Source organism: Cellulomonas terrae (assembly GCF_007990265.1).
GTDB classification, from domain to species: Bacteria; Actinomycetota; Actinomycetes; order Actinomycetales; family Cellulomonadaceae; genus Cellulomonas; species Cellulomonas terrae.
On sequence record NZ_BJWH01000002.1, the window covers coordinates 143,666 to 162,710 of the forward strand.

General features: G+C 74.7%; 12 protein-coding genes. 3 read left to right on the forward strand and 9 right to left on the reverse strand.

The features are described from left to right. Positions 1–345 precede the first annotated feature (345 nt). Positions 346–1,359 (forward strand): cell division protein ZapE, encoded by a 1,014-nt coding sequence (gene zapE / locus CTE05_RS02860; RefSeq protein WP_246123221.1) that lies wholly within the window; start codon positions 346–348, stop codon positions 1,357–1,359. Between the two features lie 4 nt (positions 1,360–1,363). Here the strand turns inward: zapE and treZ are convergent, their stop codons facing one another. Genes treZ through glgX form a run of 3 tightly spaced genes read right to left on the reverse strand, consistent with a single transcriptional unit; the run spans position 1,364 to position 7,913 of the window. Beyond that, the gene (gene treZ, locus CTE05_RS02865; protein ID WP_146844608.1) at positions 1,364–3,151 is read right to left on the reverse strand and encodes a malto-oligosyltrehalose trehalohydrolase; all 1,788 of its coding nucleotides are present in this window, start codon (positions 3,149–3,151) and stop codon (positions 1,364–1,366) included. 2 nt (positions 3,152–3,153) lie between these two features. Beyond that, the gene (treY, locus tag CTE05_RS02870; protein WP_146844609.1) at positions 3,154–5,664 is read right to left on the reverse strand and encodes a malto-oligosyltrehalose synthase; all 2,511 of its coding nucleotides are present in this window, start codon (positions 5,662–5,664) and stop codon (positions 3,154–3,156) included. Further along, positions 5,661–7,913, reverse strand: coding sequence for a glycogen debranching protein GlgX (gene glgX / locus CTE05_RS02875; RefSeq protein ID WP_146844610.1), 2,253 nt, complete (start codon positions 7,911–7,913; stop codon positions 5,661–5,663). The genes treY and glgX overlap by 4 nt, the downstream gene beginning before the upstream one ends. A 146-nt stretch (positions 7,914–8,059) precedes the next feature. On the opposite strand from glgX, the gene CTE05_RS02880 reads away from it, so the two are divergent. Continuing rightward, positions 8,060–9,289, forward strand: coding sequence for an NAD(P)/FAD-dependent oxidoreductase (locus CTE05_RS02880; RefSeq protein WP_146844611.1), 1,230 nt, complete (start codon positions 8,060–8,062; stop codon positions 9,287–9,289). On the opposite strand, the gene CTE05_RS02885 is transcribed toward CTE05_RS02880, so the two are convergent. From CTE05_RS02885 to CTE05_RS20130, 3 genes are read right to left on the reverse strand one after another with little or no spacing between them, the layout of a single operon-like run. Further along, positions 9,286–10,374 carry a carboxylate-amine ligase gene (locus tag CTE05_RS02885; protein ID WP_246123222.1) on the reverse strand — a complete coding sequence of 363 codons (1,089 nt, stop codon included), beginning with the start codon at positions 10,372–10,374 and terminating at the stop codon, positions 9,286–9,288. The two genes, CTE05_RS02880 and CTE05_RS02885, sit on opposite strands and share 4 nt — an antisense overlap. 41 nt (positions 10,375–10,415) lie before the next feature. Continuing rightward, positions 10,416–12,257, reverse strand: a complete 1,842-nt coding sequence (locus CTE05_RS02890; protein WP_146844612.1) for a hypothetical protein — start codon at positions 12,255–12,257, stop codon at positions 10,416–10,418. After that, the gene (locus CTE05_RS20130; RefSeq protein ID WP_186814714.1) at positions 12,254–12,913 is read right to left on the reverse strand and encodes a hypothetical protein; all 660 of its coding nucleotides are present in this window, start codon (positions 12,911–12,913) and stop codon (positions 12,254–12,256) included. The genes CTE05_RS02890 and CTE05_RS20130 overlap by 4 nt, the downstream gene beginning before the upstream one ends. A gap of 596 nt (positions 12,914–13,509) precedes the next feature. On the opposite strand from CTE05_RS20130, the gene CTE05_RS02905 reads away from it, so the two are divergent. Then, positions 13,510–16,158, forward strand: a complete 2,649-nt coding sequence (locus CTE05_RS02905) for an AfsR/SARP family transcriptional regulator (protein ID WP_146844615.1) — start codon at positions 13,510–13,512, stop codon at positions 16,156–16,158. Here the strand turns inward: CTE05_RS02905 and CTE05_RS02910 are convergent. From CTE05_RS02910 to CTE05_RS02920, 3 genes are read right to left on the reverse strand one after another with little or no spacing between them, the layout of a single operon-like run. Then, complete coding sequence (locus CTE05_RS02910; RefSeq protein ID WP_146844616.1) at positions 16,112–16,663, reverse strand: phage tail protein; 552 nt, start codon at positions 16,661–16,663, stop codon at positions 16,112–16,114. The genes CTE05_RS02905 and CTE05_RS02910 overlap by 47 nt on opposite strands. After that, the gene (locus CTE05_RS02915) at positions 16,660–18,627 is read right to left on the reverse strand and encodes a putative baseplate assembly protein (protein ID WP_146844617.1); all 1,968 of its coding nucleotides are present in this window, start codon (positions 18,625–18,627) and stop codon (positions 16,660–16,662) included. The genes CTE05_RS02910 and CTE05_RS02915 overlap by 4 nt, the downstream gene beginning before the upstream one ends. Next, positions 18,624–19,043: a GPW/gp25 family protein gene (locus tag CTE05_RS02920; RefSeq protein WP_056584557.1), complete on the reverse strand. Its 420-nt coding sequence runs from the start codon at positions 19,041–19,043 to the stop codon at positions 18,624–18,626. Before CTE05_RS02920 ends, CTE05_RS02915 begins: the two co-directional genes overlap by 4 nt. Between the last annotated feature and the right edge of the window lie 2 nt (positions 19,044–19,045).

Here is a 19,045-nt window from a genome sequence, read left to right on the forward strand (position 1 = left end):
TTATCTCCGGGAGAACGTGGACGTGCGCCTGCACCCACCGCTCAGGGGGAAGCGGTTCTCGGGACGCAGACCGCGCGCCCGAGGGACGAGGGGGCGGTCAGTTGCTCCGCGGACAGCAGCACACGCACAGGTCCGCGGCGGCGGTGCACATGCACCGACACGAGAGGCGGAACCCGGGGGCGATCACCTGAAGAGGTTGTCACGCGTACGCCGAACGCGGGAGAGGGCGTCCGGATCATGAGATGTCCAGGTCGACATGTGGGACGAGTGTCCATGACGCGGTAAGAGCGACCATCTCTGTAGGGATTCCGGGGTCGTCGTGCGCGCGACGTAGGCTGCTCGATCGTGACACCTGCCAGCCTCACGCAGCGGCGTCCCGTCGTGCCACCGGACCGCCTGCTCGCCGAGCTGGTCCCGCCCCGCCACTTCGCCGACGAGTCCTTCGCCACCTACCGGCCCGACCCTGCGCACCCGTCCCAGGCCGCCGCGGTGGCCCGGCTGTCGGCCGCGGCCGAGCAGATCCGGCGCGGCGGGCAGAGGTCGTTCTGGAAGCGCGGCAAGGCCGCCCCCGTCGCGGTGTACCTCGACGGCGGGTTCGGCGTCGGCAAGACCCACCTGCTCACCTCGCTCGCCCACGCCGTCGGCGTCGAGGACACGGCCTACGGGACGTTCGTGGAGTACACCAACCTCGTCGGGGCCCTCGGCTTCCTGCCGACCGTCGAGGCCCTCGCCACCCGCCGCCTCGTCTGCATCGACGAGTTCGAGCTCGACGACCCGGGCGACACCGTCCTCATGTCCCGCCTCCTGCGCGAGCTCGCCGACCGCGGCGTCGCCCTCGCCGCCACGTCGAACACCCTGCCCGGGTCGCTGGGTGAGGGGCGGTTCGCGGCCGAGGACTTCCTGCGCGAGATCCAGGCGCTCGCCGCCCGGTTCGAGGTCCTGCGGGTCGACGGTGACGACTACCGGCACCGGTCGGTCGTCACCGACGCCGACGGGCTCGACGACGACGAGGTCCGCGCCGCGGCCGGTCGGCGGTCGGACGCGACCCTGGACGACTTCGCCGACCTGCTGGCCCACCTCGCGACCGTCCACCCCAGCCGCTACGGCGCGCTGCTCGACGGCGTCGGCCTCGTGGCCCTGACCGGCGTGCACGCCGTCCCGACGCAGGACGTGGCGCTGCGGCTCGTCGTGCTGGTCGACCGGCTCTACGACCGCGACGTGCCCGTGCTGCTCGGCGGTGCCGGGGAGCGGGAGCTGTTCTCCGCCGAGATGCTCGCGGGCGGCTACCGCAAGAAGTACTACCGCGCGCTGTCCCGCCTGGGCTCGCTTGCCGCGGACGGCGCCGCGCTCGTCGGCTGACCCGTCAGGCGAGGACGACGACCGAGCGCGGGGCGGTGGTGACGAGGGCACCGCCGGGGGTCGGCTCGACGCTCGCGGGGTCCCACGCCGCCAGCACGTCGACCGCGCCGTCGGTGTGCACCGGCACGGCGGCCGGCTCGCCGGACAGGTTGACCACCACGCGCGCCGAGCCGCGGTGCAGCACCAGCCAGCCGTCCCACGGCACGTCCTCCTGCTCGCGCTCGGACGCGCCGCCCCACACCAGGTCCGTCGCGGACAGGTCGCCGGACGCGAGGTCGGGGACCCCGCGGCGCAGGGCGATCAGGGACCGGTACCAGTCGCGCAGGCGGGCGTGCTCGGGGTGCGCCGGGTCGTCGAGCTCGGTGCGGTCGAGGATGCTCGCGCGGAACGTCGCGGGATCCTGCGGGTCGGGCACCTCGATGTCGCCGCCGTACAGGGCGTCCCACCCGTGGCCGCCGAACTCACGCCGCCGGCCGTCGCGGACGGCGGCCGCCAGGTCCGGCTCGGGGTGGTCGGTGAAGAACTGCCACGGCGTCCGCGCGCCCCACTCCTCGCCCATGAACAGCATCGGGCTGAAGGGGGAGAGCAGGACGACGGCCGCCTCGACGGCCACCCGGCCGGGATCGAGCCGCGTCGACGGGCGGTCACCGAGCGCACGGTTGCCGACCTGGTCGTGCGTCGATGCCGCAGCGACGAAGCGGTGGCCGTCGGTGCCGGGTGGCACGGGTCGCCCCCAGTCGCGCCCACGGAACGACGAGAAGCCGCCGTCGTGCACGAACACGCTGGTCAGGGCCTTGCGCAGTACCTCGGGCGAGCCGAAGTCGCCGTAGTAGCCGTGCCGTTCGCCGGTGACCAGGGCGTGGATCGCGTGGTGGACGTCGTCGTCCCACTGCGCGGTCATGCCCCAGCCGCCCTCGGCCGTCGGCGTCACCGAGACGGGGTCGTTGAGGTCGGACTCCGCGACGAGGGACAGCGGGCGCCCGAGCTCGTCGGCCAGGGCGGCCACCTCGTCGGAGAGCTGGGCCAGGACGTGCCGGTCGGAGAAGTCGATGAGGGCGTGCACGGCGTCGAGCCGCAGAGCGTCGACGTGGAAGTCGCGGAACCAGCGCAGCGCGCTGTCGCACAGCCACCTGCGGACCTCGGCGGACTCGGGCCCGTCGAGGTTGATCGCGGAGCCCCACGGTGTCTGGTGCGCGTCGGTGAAGTACGGGCCGAACTCGCCCAGGTAGTTGCCGGACGGGCCCATGTGGTTGTGCACGACGTCCAGGCAGACGCCCAGGCCGCGCGCGTGGGCGGCGTCGACGAACGCCTGGAGGCCCGCCGGTCCGCCGTAGGGCTCGTGCACCGCGAAGGTGCCGACGCCGTCGTAGCCCCAGCCGTGCACCCCGCTGAACGGTGCCACGGGCAGGAGCTCGACCAGGTCGACGCCGAGCGAGACGAGCTCGTCGAGGTGCTCGATCGCGGACGTCAGCGTGCCCTCGTCGCTGAACGTCCCGACGTGCAGCTCGTACGTCACGTGCCCGCGCACGTCGACGCCGGACCAGCCCTCGTCCGACCACGGGAACGTCGTGGGGTCGTAGACGCGGCTGGCGCCGTGCACGCCGTGCGGCTGCCACGCGCTGCGCGGGTCGGGCCGCGGCGGGCCGCCGTCGACCGAGAACGCGTAGTCGGTGCCGTGCGCCAGGTCGACGTCGCCGACCCACCACTCGTCCTCGACGGTCAGCGGCCGGTGCTCGTCGCCGATCACCACGTCGACGCGTCCGGCGGTCGGCGCCCAGACGCGGGGGAGCACCCTCAGCCCTCCGCTCGGACGAGCAGGGCGACGGGCAGCCGGTCCAGCAGCGGTCCGACGTCGACGACCCCTCCCGTCACCGGCCGGTCGGTGAGCACGTCGTGCCAGTCACCGTCCGGGAGCGCGACCGTGTGGTCCGCCCAGCCGCCGAGGCGGTCCACCGCGGCCGCGAGCCGGGTCGCGACGACCGCCACGCGTGCGTGGCCCTCCACCGTCCGGGCGTAGGTGAGCGAGTGCCCCGAGGAGTGCGCGAGCGGCAGGAACCCGCTGTCCGGACCGACGAACGCCTCCGGCGCCGAGCGGCGCAGACGCAGCGCGCGCGAGGTGACCAGCAGCTTCTCGTCGGCCAGGTCACGCGGTCCGGCGCCGTCGTCGAGGCGCGCCAGGCGGGCGACGAGCGGTTCCAGCGGGACCGGTCGGCGGTTGTCGGGGTCGACGAGCACGGGGTTCGGCACCTCGCTGCCCTGGTAGACGTCCGGGATGCCGGGCAGGGTCAGCTGGACGAGCTTCGTGCCCAGGGTCGCGGCACGGACCGCCGCGCGGGTGCGCAGCTCCCAGCCGGAGAAGAGCTCGGACACCGTGGGGTCGACCAGGGCCTGCCGCGCGGCGTCGAGCACCGCGCTCTCGTACGGCTCGTCGGGTGCCGTCCAGGTGGTCCGGTTCTTCGCCTCGCGGATCGCCTTCGTCAGGTACTCCACGAGGCGGTCCTCGGCGATCGGGCCCTCGTCGGTCCACGTGCCGGCCAGGGTCTGCCACAGCAGGTACTCGGTGCGTCCGTCGAGCAGCGCGCTGCGGTACGGCGCCGAGGCCGCGCGCAGGTCGTCGACGAGGGCGGACCACTCGCGCGGCAGCTCGCTGAGCACCCCGAGCCGGGCCCGGGTGTCCTCGCCGCGCTTGGTGTCGTGCGTGGACAGCGTCGTCATGCCCAGGGGTGCCGAGACCTGCACCTGCGCCGCCCACGCCGACAGGTCCGTGGGCGTGAGCGCGAACTGCTCGGGCGCGCCGCCGACCTCGCACAGTCCCGTCAGGTGGGTCCAGCGGTAGAACGCGGTGTCCTCGACGCCCTTGGCCATCACGGCACCGCACGTCTGCTGGAACCGCACGATGAGCTCGTCACGACGTGCACCGCGCGTGCGCCCGGCGCTGCCGACCTCCCGGCCGAGCAGGAGGTCCACGACGACGTCCATGGTCGCGCCGCGCTCCGCGGAGAGACGCGCCCGGGCGTGGGTCGCGGCCGTCTGCATGACCTCGAGCGACTCGGGGTGCACGGGCTCGCCGGGCACCACGTACGCGCGGTAGCGGTCGAACGCCACGAGCAGCTCGATCAGGCAGTCCTCGAGCGCGCGCCACGTGTGGTCGCGCAGGCGCAGGTCGTCGCGGCAGATGTCCGCCGCCAGCGACGTCAGCCGGTGCACCTCCGCGTACAGCGGGCCGTCGACGATCTCCCGCTTGGCCTGCTCCGCCATCGCCGGGAACGCGTCGGAGGTGTCGCCCGTGAGCCGGTGCATGACGGCCCCGAGGACCGCGGCGCCGCCCGGGTCGACGAACGTCTCCTGGATCCGCCACAGCGCCTCGTAGCCGGTGCTCCCGGCCGTCTCCCAGTCGGGCGGGAGCGTCTCGGTGCCCTCGAGGATCTTCTCGACGACCACCCAGGCGCCACCGCTCGCCTCGCGCAGCCGCGCCAGGTACCCCGCCGGGTCGGCGAGACCGTCCGGGTGGTCGATGCGCAGACCGTCGATCGTGCCGTCGGCCAGCAGCGACAGGACGAGCGCGTGCGTCGCGTCGAACACGACCGGGTCCTCGACGCGGATCGCGAGCAGGGTGCCGACGTCGAAGAACCGCCGGTAGTTGAGCTCCTCGTCGGCCACGCGCCAGTACGCGAGCCGGTAGTGCTGGCGCTCCACGAGCTCCGCGAGCGCGAGCGACTCGGTGCCCGGCCGCACCGGGAAGACGTGGTCGTGGTAGCGCAGGACCGTGCGCGTGCCCTCGCCAGGGATCTCGACCTCGTCCAGCGCCAGCTCGTCGCGGCCCAGCACGGCGCCGATGCGGTCGCCGAGCACCGGCATGAGGACCGCGCCGTCGCCCGCGGACCAGTCCACGTCGAACCAGGCCGCGTACGGCGAGTCGGACCCCTCCGCCAGCACCGACCACAGGGCACGGTTGTGCCAGACGGGCGTGGGGACGGCCATGTGGTTGGGCACGATGTCGAGGACCAGCCCGAGGCCTGCGTCGTGCGCCACGGTCGCGAGCCGGCGCAGGGCGGGCAGCCCGCCGAGCTCGGGGGCGATCTCGTCGTGGTCGACGACGTCGTACCCGTGGGTCGACCCCGGGGCCGCGCGCAGGATCGGCGAGAGGTACACGTGCGTGACGCCCAGCGACGCCAGGTACGGCACGCGCGCCGCCGCGTCGTCGAGCGTCAGGTCCGCGCCGAGCTGCAGCCGGTACGTGGAGCCGGGCACGGGCCGGCCCGCCGTCGGCAGCCGGCGGGTCGGGGTCGGACGGGTCTCGCTCATGCGCTGGGGCGCGGCTTGGTGGTGCGTCGCCTCGGCTTGTCGTCGGCCGGTTCCCCGTGCCCCCGGCTCTTCGTCTGCTTCGCGGCCTCGCTCGCCGCGGCCGCGACCGCGCCGATGCCCGACGACGTCGGCGACGGAAGGATCGAGGGTCGGGTGAACACGATGATCGACTTCTCCCGCATCTCCAGGGTGCTGCCCGCCTGGACCGTCGTCCCGGCCTCGATCTGCGAGTCCGTGTCCACGACCGCGGTCCACTCGTCACCGAACCGGCTCTGGGGGAGCGTGAACGTGGCGGGGTCCGGCTGCCCGTTGAACAGCACGAGGAAGCTGTCGTCGACGATCTCCTGGCCGCGCAGGTCCGGCTCGGGGATCGCGTCCCCGTTGAGGAACACCATGACGGCACGCGCGTGGTCGGCAGCCCACGCCTCCTCCCGCATGTGGTGACCGTCGGGTGCGAGCCACGCCAGGTCCAGGAGGTCGGAGTCGTCCGACCGGTCGGGCTCGCCGGCGAAGAACCGACGGCGCCGGAACACGGGGTGGTCCTGACGGAGCCGCACGAGCCGGCGCGTGAACTCCAGGAGGTCGGTCTTGTCCTCGTCGAGGTCCCAGTCGACCCAGGAGATCGGGCCGTCCTGGCAGTAGACGTTGTTGTTGCCCGACTGGGTGCGGCCCAGCTCGTCGCCGTGGGCGATCATCGGCACGCCCTGGGAGAGCAGCAGGGTGGTGAGGAAGTTCCGGCGCTGGCGTGCGCGCAGCGCGTTGATCGCGGGGTCGTCGGTCGGGCCCTCGACGCCGCAGTTCCAGGACCGGTTGTGGCTCTCGCCGTCCTTGTTGTCCTCGCCGTTGGCCTCGTTGTGCTTCTCGTTGTACGAGACGAGGTCGTTGAGCGTGAAGCCGTCGTGCGCGGTGACGAAGTTCAGGCTCGCGATCGGTCGCCGGCCGGTGTGCTCGTACAGGTCCGACGAGCCTGTGAGCCGGCTCGCGAACTCGCCGAGCGTCGACGGCTCGCCGCGCCAGAAGTCCCGCACCGTGTCGCGGTACTTGCCGTTCCACTCCGACCACAGCGGGGGGAACCCGCCCACCTGGTAGCCGCCGTCGCCGACGTCCCACGGCTCGGCGATGAGCTTGACCTGCGAGACGATCGGGTCCTGGTGCACGAGGTCGAAGAAGGCCGACAGCCGGTCCACCTCGTGGAACTGACGGGCCAGCGTGGCGGCCAGGTCGAAGCGGAACCCGTCGACGTGCATCTCGGTGACCCAGTAGCGCAGCGAGTCCATGATCAGCTGGAGCACGTGCGGCGACCGCATGAGCAGCGAGTTGCCGGTGCCCGTGGTGTCGAAGTAGTGCGCCTGGTCGTCGTCGACGAGCCGGTAGTAGTTCGCGTTGTCGAGGCCGCGGAAGCTCAGTGTCGGACCGAGGTGGTTGCCCTCGGCCGTGTGGTTGTAGACGACGTCGAGGATGACCTCGATGTCGGCGGCGTGGAGCTCCTTGACCATCGCCTTGAACTCCTGCACCTGCTGCCCGGCGTGCTGGAACGCGGCGTAGCGGTTGTGCGGCGCGAAGAACCCGATGGTGTTGTAGCCCCAGTAGTTGGACAGCCCCTTCTCGACGAGCGAGGGGTCGTTGACGAACTGGTGGACCGGCATGAGCTCGACCGCCGTGACGCCCAGCGACGTGAGGTGCTCGATGACCGCGGGGTGGGCCAGCCCGGCGTACGTGCCACGCAGCTCCTCCGGCACGGCGGGGTGCTGCATCGTCAGGCCGCGCACGTGAGCCTCGTAGATGACCGACTCGTGGTACTCGTGCTGCGGCGGGCGGTCGTGGCCCCAGTCGAAGTACGGGTTGATGACCACCGACGTCATCGTGTGCGCGGCCGAGTCCTCGTCGTTGCGCTGCGTCGGGTCGTCGAAGTCGTACGAGTACAGCGACGGGTGGCCGTCGATCTGCCCGTCGATCGCCTTCGCGTACGGGTCGAGCAGGAGCTTGTTCGGGTTGCAGCGGTGGCCCTGTGCCGGGTCGTACGGCCCGTGCACGCGGTAGCCGTACCGCTGTCCGGGGGTGATCGCCGGCAGGTACCCGTGCCAGACGAACGCGTCGACCTCGGTGAGGTCCGTCCTGGTCTCGGTGCCGTCGTCGGCGATCAGGCAGAGCTCGACTCGTTCGGCCACCTCGGAGAACAGGGCGAAGTTCGTCCCGGTCCCGTCGTAGGTGGCACCCAGGGGGTAGGGGCGTCCCGGCCACATCAGCATGGGCCCAGGGTGCCAGTCGGGCGTCCATCCGGCGCGGGGTGCGAGCCTGCGGCCGGGGTGGACTTCGCCACACCGCCCCCCATTGCGCCCGGGCCCGCGACCTGGTGCGCTTGCCGTCGGCGGTCCGATGAGGGCAGGGGAGTGACGTGAGCGGTCAGGTCGTGGTCGTGGGTGCCGGGCTGGCGGGGGCCAAGACTGTCGAGGGGTTGCGGCAGCGGGGGTACGACGGGGGGATCGTCCTGCTCGGCACCGAGACGGACCGCCCGTACGAGCGCCCGCCGCTGTCGAAGGGCTACCTGCAGGGCAGCGACGAGCGCGACGGCGCGTTCGTGCACCCGGCCGACTGGTACGCGACCCACGACGTCGACCTCCGGCTCGGGACGACCGCCCGGTCGATCGACCTGGGCGCGCGGGACGTCGTCGACGGCTCCGGGACCCGGACGGGCTGGGACCACCTCGTGCTCGCCACGGGCTCGGAGCCGCGCCGGCTCGACGTCCCCGGAGCGGGTCTGGACGGAGTCGTCCAGCTGCGCACGCTCGACGACAGCGACCGCCTGCGCACCCTGCTGACGGCCGGCAAGCGCGTGGTCGTGGTCGGGGGCGGCTGGATCGGGCTCGAGGTCACCGCCGCGGCCCGCGCCGCCGGCTGCGAGGTGAGCGTGCTGGTGCGCGACCCGCTCCCGTTGCTCGCCGTGCTCGGTCCGGAGCTCGCCGCGATGTTCGCGGACCTGCACCGGGAGAACGGGGTCGACCTGCGCACGCGGACCGAGATCTCCGAGATCGTGGCCTCGGGCGACGGGACCCACGTGGGTGCGGTCGAGCTCGCCGACGGGACGCTGATCGACGCCGACCTCGTCGTCGTCGGGATCGGGGCCGCCCCCCGCGTCGACCTCGCGAAGGCTGCGGGGCTGCACGTCGAGAACGGTGTCGTCGTCGACGCGCACCTGCGCTCGACCAACCCGCACGTGCTCGCGGTCGGTGACATCGCCCGCGCGCACCACCCGCTCCTGGGCACGCACGTCCGGGTCGAGCACTGGGCGAACGCCCTGAACCAGCCGGCGACCGCGGCGGCGACGATCGTGGGTGCCGACGAGCCGTACGACAAGCTGCCCTACTTCTTCACCGACCAGTTCGACCTCGGCATGGAGTACGTCGGGTACGTGGGCGTCCACGGGTACGACGAGGTCGTCGTCCGCGGGGACCTGCAGGGCCGGGAGCTCGTCGCGTTCTGGCGGCGTGAGGGACGCGTGCTGGCGGCGATGAACGTCAACGTATGGGACGTCGTCGACGACGTGCAGGCCCTGATTCGCTCGGGTGCCGTGGTCGACCACCACCGCCTGGCCGACCCGGAGGTCCCCCTGGCGGACCTCCTCTAGCTGGACAGGGTCCTGTCCACCGCGCGGCGGACCACCTCGTCGTCGTCGGCGCCCTCGGCCCGCCAGCCCATCTGCTGGATCGCGCCGTTGCCTCGGCGCAGCACCGTCGCGACGTGCCGCTCCACCCACTCCAGGTCACCGGCCTCGGCCAGGGCGGGGCGGACGTGCTCGACCAGCTGGGCGACGACCTCCGCGGCAGGGAGGGGCTTGCCGGTCAGCGGGCTGACCAGGTCGCCGGTCAGGCCCGACCGCGCCGCCCGCCAGGTCGCGGCGCGCAGCAGCTCGGTGCGGGGCTGCGAGACCGGGTCGCCCAGGGCGGACTCGGCCAGGCCGCGGACGAGCGCGGCCTGCAGCGCGGCGTCCTCCGCGTCGAGGCAGACGTCGGCGACGCGCACCTCGACCGTGGGGTACCGCGACGACAGCCGGGCGTCGAAGTAGACCATCCCCTCGTCGAGGATCGCGCCGGTGCCGAGCAGCTCGTCGATGACGGCGTGGTAGCCGGCCGGGTCGCCGAACGGCGCCGTCGGTCCCGCCGTCGGCCAGCGGCCCCACACCTGCGAACGGTACGACGCGTACCCCGTGGAGGTGCCCTGCCACGACGGGCTGTTGCCGGACAGCGCGAGCAGGACGGCGTTCCACGGCCGGAGATGGTCGAGGATGCGGACGCCCTCCTCCTCGCTGTCGATCGAGACGTGGACGTGGCAGCCGCACGTCAGCTGGTCCCGCGCGGTCGCACCGAACTCGGCGCGGATCGTGTGCGCGCGGCGGTCCGGCAGGACGCTGGACTCGACGACCTGCGGCGCGGTGGCCAGCGCGGCGATCCGGGCGCCCGCCTGACGCGCGACCTCGTCGGTGCGGGACCGTCCGGCGCGGATCTCCGTCACCAGCTCCGCGAGGTCGGCGCGCGGCGGGGTCGACGTCTCGATCTGCTCCTGCTTGAACTCCTTCTCGAGGTTCCCGCCGGGCTCGTCGTCGTCGGCCCGTCCGGTCGTCGACGCGTGCCGGAGCACCGTCGTCGCCACCGGCTGGGGCCGCCCCTCGGGCGTGACCAGCAGGAACTCCTCCTCGACACCCAGGGTTCGCACGGGAACAGTCTGCGGGCGCGGGCGCGACCGCGCGCGGCGACTCAGGGGACCGGCAGCCCGGGCGCTCCCCGCTGCAGCAGCAGCACCTCGTTGAACGCCACGTGCCGGACCTCGGGCGGGTCCGAGGTCTCGTGCACGCTGACGACGACGACGCGCACCTCCGTGACGTCGGTCGCGTCGATGTCGAACGGCTGCAGGTCGGGCGAGTCCGTCAGGGCGAAGGTCTGGCACTGGTCCGCGCCGTCGCCCCAGCTCACGTCCACCTGGTGCGGCAGGTCCTGCGTCGCCCGGTCCGGGCTGGACTCCGGCATGCCCGCGCTGAACGCGACCCGGTCCACGTCGGAGGGCTCCGGCAGGGTCAGGACCAGCGCGTCCGTGCCCCCCGGGCGGCGGCACGTCGGCCCGGCGTCCGTGGGTGGCGTCCAGACGCCGGCCCACGCGCGGCCGGTCGTCCCGTCGACCGCGAACGACGGGTCGAAGCCGGGCTCGGGTGCGGTCGCCGGATCCGTCGCGGCGGTGACACCCTCGATCGCGCTGTACCCGCGCGGGTCCAGCGCGACGAGCTGCTCGACCACCTGGGCCTCGATCTGGGAGGTGCTCGGCAGCACGAAGACCGCCGTGAGACCGAGCGCAGCGAGCACCGCCGTGACCTCGGCGAGGTGCACCTGCGCCGACCGGGCCTGGTCGTAGCGCGCGCGGACCCCGTTGTTCGCGGCCCGCATCCGGTGCCAGAACCCCCGGCCCCGGCGGAACACCCCGAGCCAACGCCGGTACCACGGTTCGCGCGGCGGCTCGGGCTCGACGTCCGGTGGTGCTGCGCGGACCAGGGTCGCACCGCACCGGCAGAACCGGCGGGACACCGCGATCGCACGGCCGCACGACGGGCACCGCGTCGCGTCCTCGAACGTCTGCCAGGCGTCGGCGGGCGTGGGCTGGTCGGGTGCGGGCGGGCGGTCGTCCGCCGTCCCCGCGTAGGCGCCCGCCTCGGTGGGCAGCACCGCGTCGAACGCGTTCGGCGGCGTCGGCGTGCCGGAGGGGTGCTCCGGGTCCGTCGGCGCGCGCGGGGCGATCCGTGCCTCACCCGCGGCGACCCGCACGCCGATCGTGCGCTCCGGAGCCTCCCGGGCGGGTGTGCGCTCGGACGTCTCGTTCGGGGTCAGGACGACCGGGACCGGTCGCACGTTCGTCGGCGGTCGGCGGGTCGGTGGCGAGGCTGGGTCCGTGGGCGGGGCGGGTCGGGCGGGCGCCGTGGCGGGTTCGGACGTGGCCTGGGCGGGTGCGGAGCCGTCGGGCTGCACCGGGGCGGTGTCGCGACCGGTGGTGGCCCGCACGGGCGGGCTCGTCGGCGGGGAGGTGACGTCGGGTGTGGTCCTGGCGTCGGCGGGCGCGGGCGGGGGGACGACGGGTGCGGCGCGACCCGACGGTGCAGCAGGGACCGCGACGGGGGTCACCGGGGTGCGTGCACCGGGCCCGCCCGCGGTCCGGACGGTGATCGGTGCGGGCGGTCGGGGGGCGCCGGGTGCGACGGCCGCAGGCCCTTGTGGCGACGCGGGCGGCGCCGTGGGCGTCAGCGGCTGCCGACCTGCGGGTCCGGGGGCGGCCGGACGGGCGGGTCCTGGCGGCGGCGTGGTGACCGGGCGGTCGGGCTCGGCCGGCGGTGCGGGCGCGGTGGCGACCGGCCGGTCGGGCCCGGGCACCGCCGCCGGCGCCGGTGGGTCCTGCTCGTCGTCGGCCCTCGCGGCGGCTTCGGCGTCCTCCGGGGCCAGCGCCGGGGCGGGGGACGGAGCCGGAGCCGCCGCCGACCACCCCAGGTACGTCCGGCACGTCTCGCACAGGAGCGTGCCGTCGGGGTTCTCGTGGTGGCACCGCGCGCAGACGATCACGGGACCTCCCCGACGGGCTGCAGGCTCGCGGCGAGCTCCAGGTCGAGCCGGTACGGGTCGACGCCGACCGCGGAGTCCGAGCCCAGCAGGTCGAGCTCACCGGGATCCGGCAGGCCGACCAGCAGCGCGACGGCGTCCACCTGGCTGCCCGACGCGTCGACCGCGAGGACCAGCAGCGGCTCCCCGGGTGGGTCGCCGGCGGAGCCGGCGACGATCCCGAGCACCGTGCCCGCCGCGACGGCCTCCTCGTCGTCCACGACCCACGCGACGCTCGGCCCGCCCAGCAGGACCAGCGCGCTGCCGTCCGGGGCGCGCAGCTCCACCGCGCCGGCCGCGACCTGCGCGGGTGCCCTCCGGACCGTTCCCTCCGTCACGGCGAACACGGGTGCTGCCGGGGTGGCGAGGAGGGCCGCCATCAGGGGGTCGGAGGGGTGCGGCCGGGGGAGCGCACCGCCGGGGACGGGCTGGAAGCGGCGCCCGACGACGACCGGTGCGACGGGCGCGACCGCGGGAGCATCCCGGACGCGTGCCGGTCGTGAGGTGAGGTCGGGGGCGACCGGGTGTGCAGGCTGCTGCGGGGCCGGTCGGGCGCCGACGGACCCGGATCGTGCGGCGGGCGGGGCGGCCGGGCGGAGCTCGACGGCGTGCTCCTCCACCGCGCGCTCGTGTGCTCGTCCGCGCTCTGCGGGGGCGGGCTTCTCGACCGCCGGCTCCGGTGTCCGCTCGCGCGGTGCCCGAGCTTCCTGGATGGGCGTCGTCGGCCCGGCCTGGAACGGCACGTCGGCGGGCGCGAGCAGGTCCGCCAGCTCGTCGTCGAGTGCAGGGTCGGGCGCGTCGGCGGACCCGCCCCCAGGTTCCGTGACCGTACGACCTCACCCCCCGTGCTCCGACGTCGGATTTACACCCTTTCGGATGAATCGCCCGACGGCTAGGGTCAGCGTACGCGACGGTCTTGCGGGGGCAGAGTGACGACGTCGAGCCAGGTGTCTGTGTCGGGTGCGCAGGGGCACCCGACCGTGCTGCGTTCGCGTACCCGGCGCCCGGCGCCTCGCGGGCTCGCCCGGGAGAGGCTGCTCGACCCGGTCCTCGGCCCGTCGGCACCGTCGCTGGTCAGCGTCGTGGCGGCAGCCGGGTGCGGCAAGACGACCTTCCTCTCGCACGTCGCCGCGCGGGAGACCGCTCCGGTCGCCTGGCTCACGCTCGACGGGGCCCTCGGCAGTGCCGCCGCCGTCCTCGCGCACCTGCAGCTCGCGTGCGCCGACCTGGTCCCGTCCGTCGCCGAGCGAGCGCCTGGGAGTCCACGGAGGACGCGCTCGCGACGCTCGAGCGGGTGCTCGACGGGCCCGCCCTGCTCGTCCTGGACGAGCTGCAGTCGATCGACGGGACGGCGGCCGCGGGCGTCGTGGAACGCCTGCTGCTGCACCAGCCCGTGCACCTGCGTGTCGCGCTGGGCTCCCGGACGGTGACGTCGACCGCCCTCACCCGGCACCTCGCGGGGACCGCGACGGTGCTGGGCGCCGAGGACCTGCGGTTCCGGACGTGGGAGGTCGAGGAGCTGTTCCGGACCTGCCACGGCACCCGGCTGCGGGCCGAGGAGGTGGCGGACCTCGCGCACCGGACGGGCGGGTGGGCGGCCGGGCTGGAGCTGTTCCACCTGGCGACGCACGGGCGTCCACCGTCGAGCCGCGCGCGGCTGCTGGGCGTCGGGGGCGGTCAGCTGTCCAGCGACTACCTGGCTCGGCACGTGCTCGACCAGGTGCCGGTGCCGCTGCGCGACTTCCTCGTCCGGACGGCCGTCCTGGCGACGCTCACGGCGGCCCGGTGCGACGAGCTGCTCGGCACGACGGACTCCGCGGCGCTGCTCGAGCAGGCCCACCGGCTCGGGCTGCTCAACGCCGTGGCCGACGCGGAGTCCACGGTGTACTGCTGCCACGAGGTCATGCGTGCGCACCTGCTCGACGTGCTCGTCGGACGGGACGGCGGCGCCCGGGCCCGGGAGCTGCACCAGCGCGGCGCCCAGCTGGCGCTGCGCGAGGGGGACTTCGACGCGGCGCTGCGCTCGTCGTGCCGCGCGCACGACTGGGACGCGGCGCAACGCGTCCTCGCGATCGGCGGGGGCGAGCTGGCGGAGCGGCCCGGTTCGTGGATCGACGAGCTGCCGGCGTCCATCCGTGACACCGACCCGTGGGTCGCGCTCGCGCTCGCGCGCCGGCTCGTCGTCGACGGTGCGCTCGAGCAGGCGCTCGAGGCGTACCGGCTGGCGGGCAGCCGCGTCGAGACCGCGACCGGGCGGGCGCTCGCCGCCCACGAGCTGCGGATGGTGCAGAGCTGGCTGAACCCGCCGCTGGGGGTCGTCTCCGACTGGGTGGCGCTGACCCGCGACGCGTTCGTCGCGCCGCGACGCCAGCTCGCGGAGCCGCGGCCGGTGGACGCGGCGCGGCGCCTCGCCCGCGCGGTCGCCCAGCTGACCTCGGGCGACCTCGCGTCTGCGGCGCGGGAGTTCTCCGCGGTCTCGGAGCTGCCGACCCTCCCGTCGGCCCTCGAGGCGGTCGCGCTGCTCGGGGAGGCCGCGAGCCTGTCCCTGTCGTTCCGCTCGGAGGCGGCCGAGAGCCGCGAGCGTGCGGCCGTCGCCGCGAAGATGCTCGGCGCTCCCGCCCTCGAGCGGCTCGCCGACGGGCTCGACCTGGCGTGCCGCCCCGAGACCGCCCGGGAGGCCCTGACCCACCTGCGGGACCGGTGCGCCGCGATCGGGGACCGGTGGGGCGCTGCGCTGCTCGGGCTGTTCGGGGCGCTCGCGGGTCTGCCGTGCGGGAGGCTGACCGCCGACGAGCACACCGGGCTCGCGGCCGAGCTGACGGAGCTCGGGGCGCCGGCGCTCGCCACGTGGTGCACGACGATGGCCGCCGTCGAGGACGCGCGTGCGGGGCGCCGGGACGAGGGTGCGACCGCCGACGTCGAGCGCGCCGCGGCGGGGGTCGGGCCGCTCCCGCACACCCTCGCCCTGCTGGCTGCCGGCACCGCGCAGGGCCGGGTCCGCGCGACGCGGCTCGCCCGCACCTGCGGCGCGACGACCTGGACGACGCTCGTCCTGCGCGGCCTGCGCACCACCCCCTCGACCGCGGCCGCGGGGACACCGGTCGCGCTCGAGGTCCGCTGCATCGGCGGGTTCACGGTGCTCCGCGACGGCGTGCCGGTGCCGCTCGACGCCCTGCGACCCCAGCACCAGGCGCTGCTGCGGGCCCTCGCCCTGCACGCCCCGCTGCCCGTGCACCGCGAGCGACTCGTGGAGTGGTTCTGGGAGGGCCGGGACCCGGAGCGTGCGCAGCACAACCTCCAGGTCGCGATCAGCGCGCTGCGCGGGCTGCTCGACCCGGCGACGGCCACCCCGGCCACGTCCGTGCTGCGGCGGACCGGCGGCGGCTACGCGCTGCACCTCGACGCGGCCGACCGGCACGACGTGCGGCGCGTCGAGCGGAACCTCGCAGCAGGACGGGCCGCGCTCGAGCGCGGCGACGTCGAGAACGGCCGGCGCAGCCTCGCGGCGGGGGTCCGGGAGCTCACGGCGGACCTCCTGCCCGACGACGGCCCCGCCGAGTGGGTCACCGCCGAGCGGGACGAGGTGCGCGGCGCGGTGGTGCACGCGTGCCAGTCGCTGGCGGACCTGTACGCGAGCTCCGGCGACGGGTCCGCCGCGATCCAGGTGATGCGCCACGCGCTCGCTCTCGACCGCTACCAGGACGGCTCGTGGCGACGCCTCATCGACGCGCTCACCGCGGACGGCCAGCCCGCCGCGGCGGCGACCGCCCGCCGGGAGTACGCGCAGGTCCTCGCCGAGCTCGACGTCCCCGTGCCCGTCACGCCGGTGCTCGCCGGACCGTCGCCGGCACGTGCGCGGGCCTGAGGTCGTCCACGACGAACCGCACGAGGTCCAGCACGGCGTCCGGGTCGGGCTCGTCGGCCGAGATCCGCACGTCGACCTCGAGCAGCGGCGCCGACCGGCCCGGGAACGCCCCCTGCGGCCGCTTGCTCCACGACACGCCACCGGAGTCGCGCACGTCCGGGTCCAGACCGGTGCACGCCCGGACCGCCGCGGTCACCCCGTCGAGCGTCCCCCGTCCGACGAGCGCGCGCCGCAGGTCCCCGAGATGGGCACGCAGGTGCTCGGCGTCCCGGCGTGCCGCGATCGCGGGGGACAGCCACGACGCCACCCAGCGGACGAAGTCGTCCGGCGCGTACCGCGGGTCGAGGTAGGCGTCGAGGTCGTCCAGGGTGGCTCCCACCGAGCCGATGACGTCGTCGAACGCGGCGACCAGCCCGGTCGTGAAGTCGCTGCCGAGGAACGCCTCGGGCAGACCCTCGACCAGCGACGTCGCCGGTGGTGCGAGGCCACCCGTCGCGCCCCTCATGCCGCACCGCCCTGCACCACGATGCTGTGCTCGACGCTCAGCACGACGTGCGTGTCGCCGAGGTCGACCCGGTCCTGCGGTGCCGAGATGGACCGGTCCAACGGGTTCGCCCGGAACAGGACCACGTCCTCGACGTAGTCGAGCCCCGGCACGCGGCCGAGGACCCCGTGCACCTCGCCCGGCTGCACCGGCCGACCCAGCGGCCACCCGGTGCCGTCCGGACCGCCCGCCAACGGGTGGAAGTAGCGGTAGAGCGCCGCCAGCGCATCCCGCTCCACCTGGGCGGGATCCGCCTCCGGGCGAGCCCGCACCCGGGCGTCGACCCGGATCCCGACGTAGCTGGGTGGCTCGACGCTCAGGCGCACCCCGACCACGCGCGTCGCGTCGAGCGCGGCCAGGACGCGCTCGCGGGCACCGTCGGGGAGCTGGAGGTCGCGCAGGGAGATGCGCCCGTCCTGCCCGGGCGCGCCGGGGATCGCGAGGATGCGGACCGCGCCGGCGTCCGGCCCGTCCGTGACGGGCACGCAGTGCACGCGGGCCAGCTCGGGAGCGGCCTCGTGCACGACGGCGACGTAGTCCTCGACCGTGACCGCGCGGCCGCGACCCCGCAGCTCGAGCGGGCCGCGCGTGCGGGCGTTGTCGACGCTCTCCCCGTCCACGCCACCCGCGGCGGCGCGGCGGTTGTAGACGGCGGCGACGTAGGGGATGGACGAGCGCAGCACCGAGACCGTGCGCGCGGCGACGTTCCCCCGGGCGCCCCCGCCGGTGCGGTAGCCGCGCACCCGCAGGGCGGCGCCCCGCGCAGGGATCGCGCCGAACCGCCGCTCCGTCCCGTCCTCGAGCCGCACCGACGGGCCGAAGCGGACCTCCCCGGTGGTCGGGTCCACGGTGATGTGCCGGTCGGTCGGTGAGCTGGCCGCGAAGTCGTCGACGGCGGTCCACTCCTCCCACGTGGGCGGCCCGATGCCGTCCTCCGGCGGGACGCCGACCTCGACCACGAGCGGGTCCTCGCGGTCCAGGACGACCGGGGGATAGGCGAGGTGCAGGACCTGGCCCGCCGTGCCGTCGGACGTGCCGAGCTCCTCCTCGCGCACCTGCTCGGCGTTGGTCGCCTCGACGTCGCCGCCGATCGTCGCGGCCGTCACGGACACCAGCAGGGGCGACGAGCGGTACTGCCGGGGGGCCTTGACGACCCGGCAACGGATCCAGGCCGCCTCGACGCCCGCGACCACCGACTCGTCGTGACCGTCGGGGACGTGCAGCTCGATCGCCCCCGAGACGTTCAGGCCCAGCGTGTCGTCGCGCTCGACCTCGCACGTCTCCCACCCCGACGGGGTCCAGGCCTCCCAGACCAGCGGCGGCCGGCGGGGGTCGATGCCGTAGCCGCCCAGCGAGCAGACGGCCTGGACGAGCAGCAGCGACGACCGGGCCGGCTGGTCCAGCCCCAGGTAGAGCGCGTCGTCCACGACGGGGGTCGCGCTGAACGCGGGGAACCCGTCGCCGAGCCCGAGCGCGCCGGTGCGGTCGGCGGTGTCGCCGTCGGCGGAGATGGTCAGCACGGTGCGCGACGCCGACGGCGGGATGTCGAGCCCGTGCAGCGTGGTGAACCCGAGGGACTCCTGCGAGATGGACCTGCGCGTGGAGACGGTCGTGCCGGCGGGGATGTGCACGACGTCGTCGTGGTGCGACGACAGCCGGAACGAGATCTCGGTCCGGGCGGCGTGCGGGGGGAACAGCCGGACCCCGACGAGCTCGAGGAACTTCACGTACAGCCGGTCCGGGACCCGGTTCACGCGGTACAGCAGGATGTCCGTCATCCAGGCGAACGTCTCGATGAGGGTGATGCCGGGGTCGGAGACGTTGTGGTTGGTCCACTCCGGGCAGCGCAGCTGCAGGTTCCGCTTCGCCTCGTCGACGAGCTCCTGGAACGTGCGGTCGTCCAGGCGGGGCGTGGGCAGCGTCATGCGCGCACCTCGGACCGGTCGGCGGGGATCACGTAGAAGGGGAAGACGAGGTTGCGGCGGTCGTTGGTGGACCGCACGGTGTAGCCGATGTCGATCCAGAGCGTCGACGGGTCGTCGGCGTCGGTGGTGATGTCGACCTGCTCGACGGTCACGCGCGGCTCCCAGCGGGCCAGCGCGCTCTGCACCTCCGCGGCGATGAGGCCGGCGGTCGTGGCGTCGCCCGACGCGAACACGAACTGGCGCAGCCGCGCGCCGAACTCCGGTCGCATGGGGCGTTCGCCGGGGTTGGTCGCGAGCACCAGGTACATGGCCTGCTCGAGCTCGGTGGTGCCGCGCACCAGGGCGACCGCACCGGTCTGGTCGGTCGTCAGGGGCCAGTGCCAGCCGGCTCCGACGAAGCTGTTCGCGTCGCTCATCG

Excerpts from the sequence above, each read along its gene's own strand:
- treY (WP_146844609.1), bottom strand. The coding sequence starts at position 5,664 with ATGAGCGAGACCCGTCCGACCCCGACCCGCCGGCTGCCGACGGCGGGC.
- glgX (WP_146844610.1), bottom strand. The coding sequence starts at position 7,913 with ATGCTGATGTGGCCGGGACGCCCCTACCCCCTGGGTGCCACCTACGAC.
- CTE05_RS02910 (WP_146844616.1), bottom strand. The coding sequence starts at position 16,663 with ATGAGGGGCGCGACGGGTGGCCTCGCACCACCGGCGACGTCGCTGGTC.
- CTE05_RS02915 (WP_146844617.1), bottom strand. The coding sequence starts at position 18,627 with ATGACGCTGCCCACGCCCCGCCTGGACGACCGCACGTTCCAGGAGCTC.
- CTE05_RS02920 (WP_056584557.1), bottom strand. The coding sequence starts at position 19,043 with ATGAGCGACGCGAACAGCTTCGTCGGAGCCGGCTGGCACTGGCCCCTG.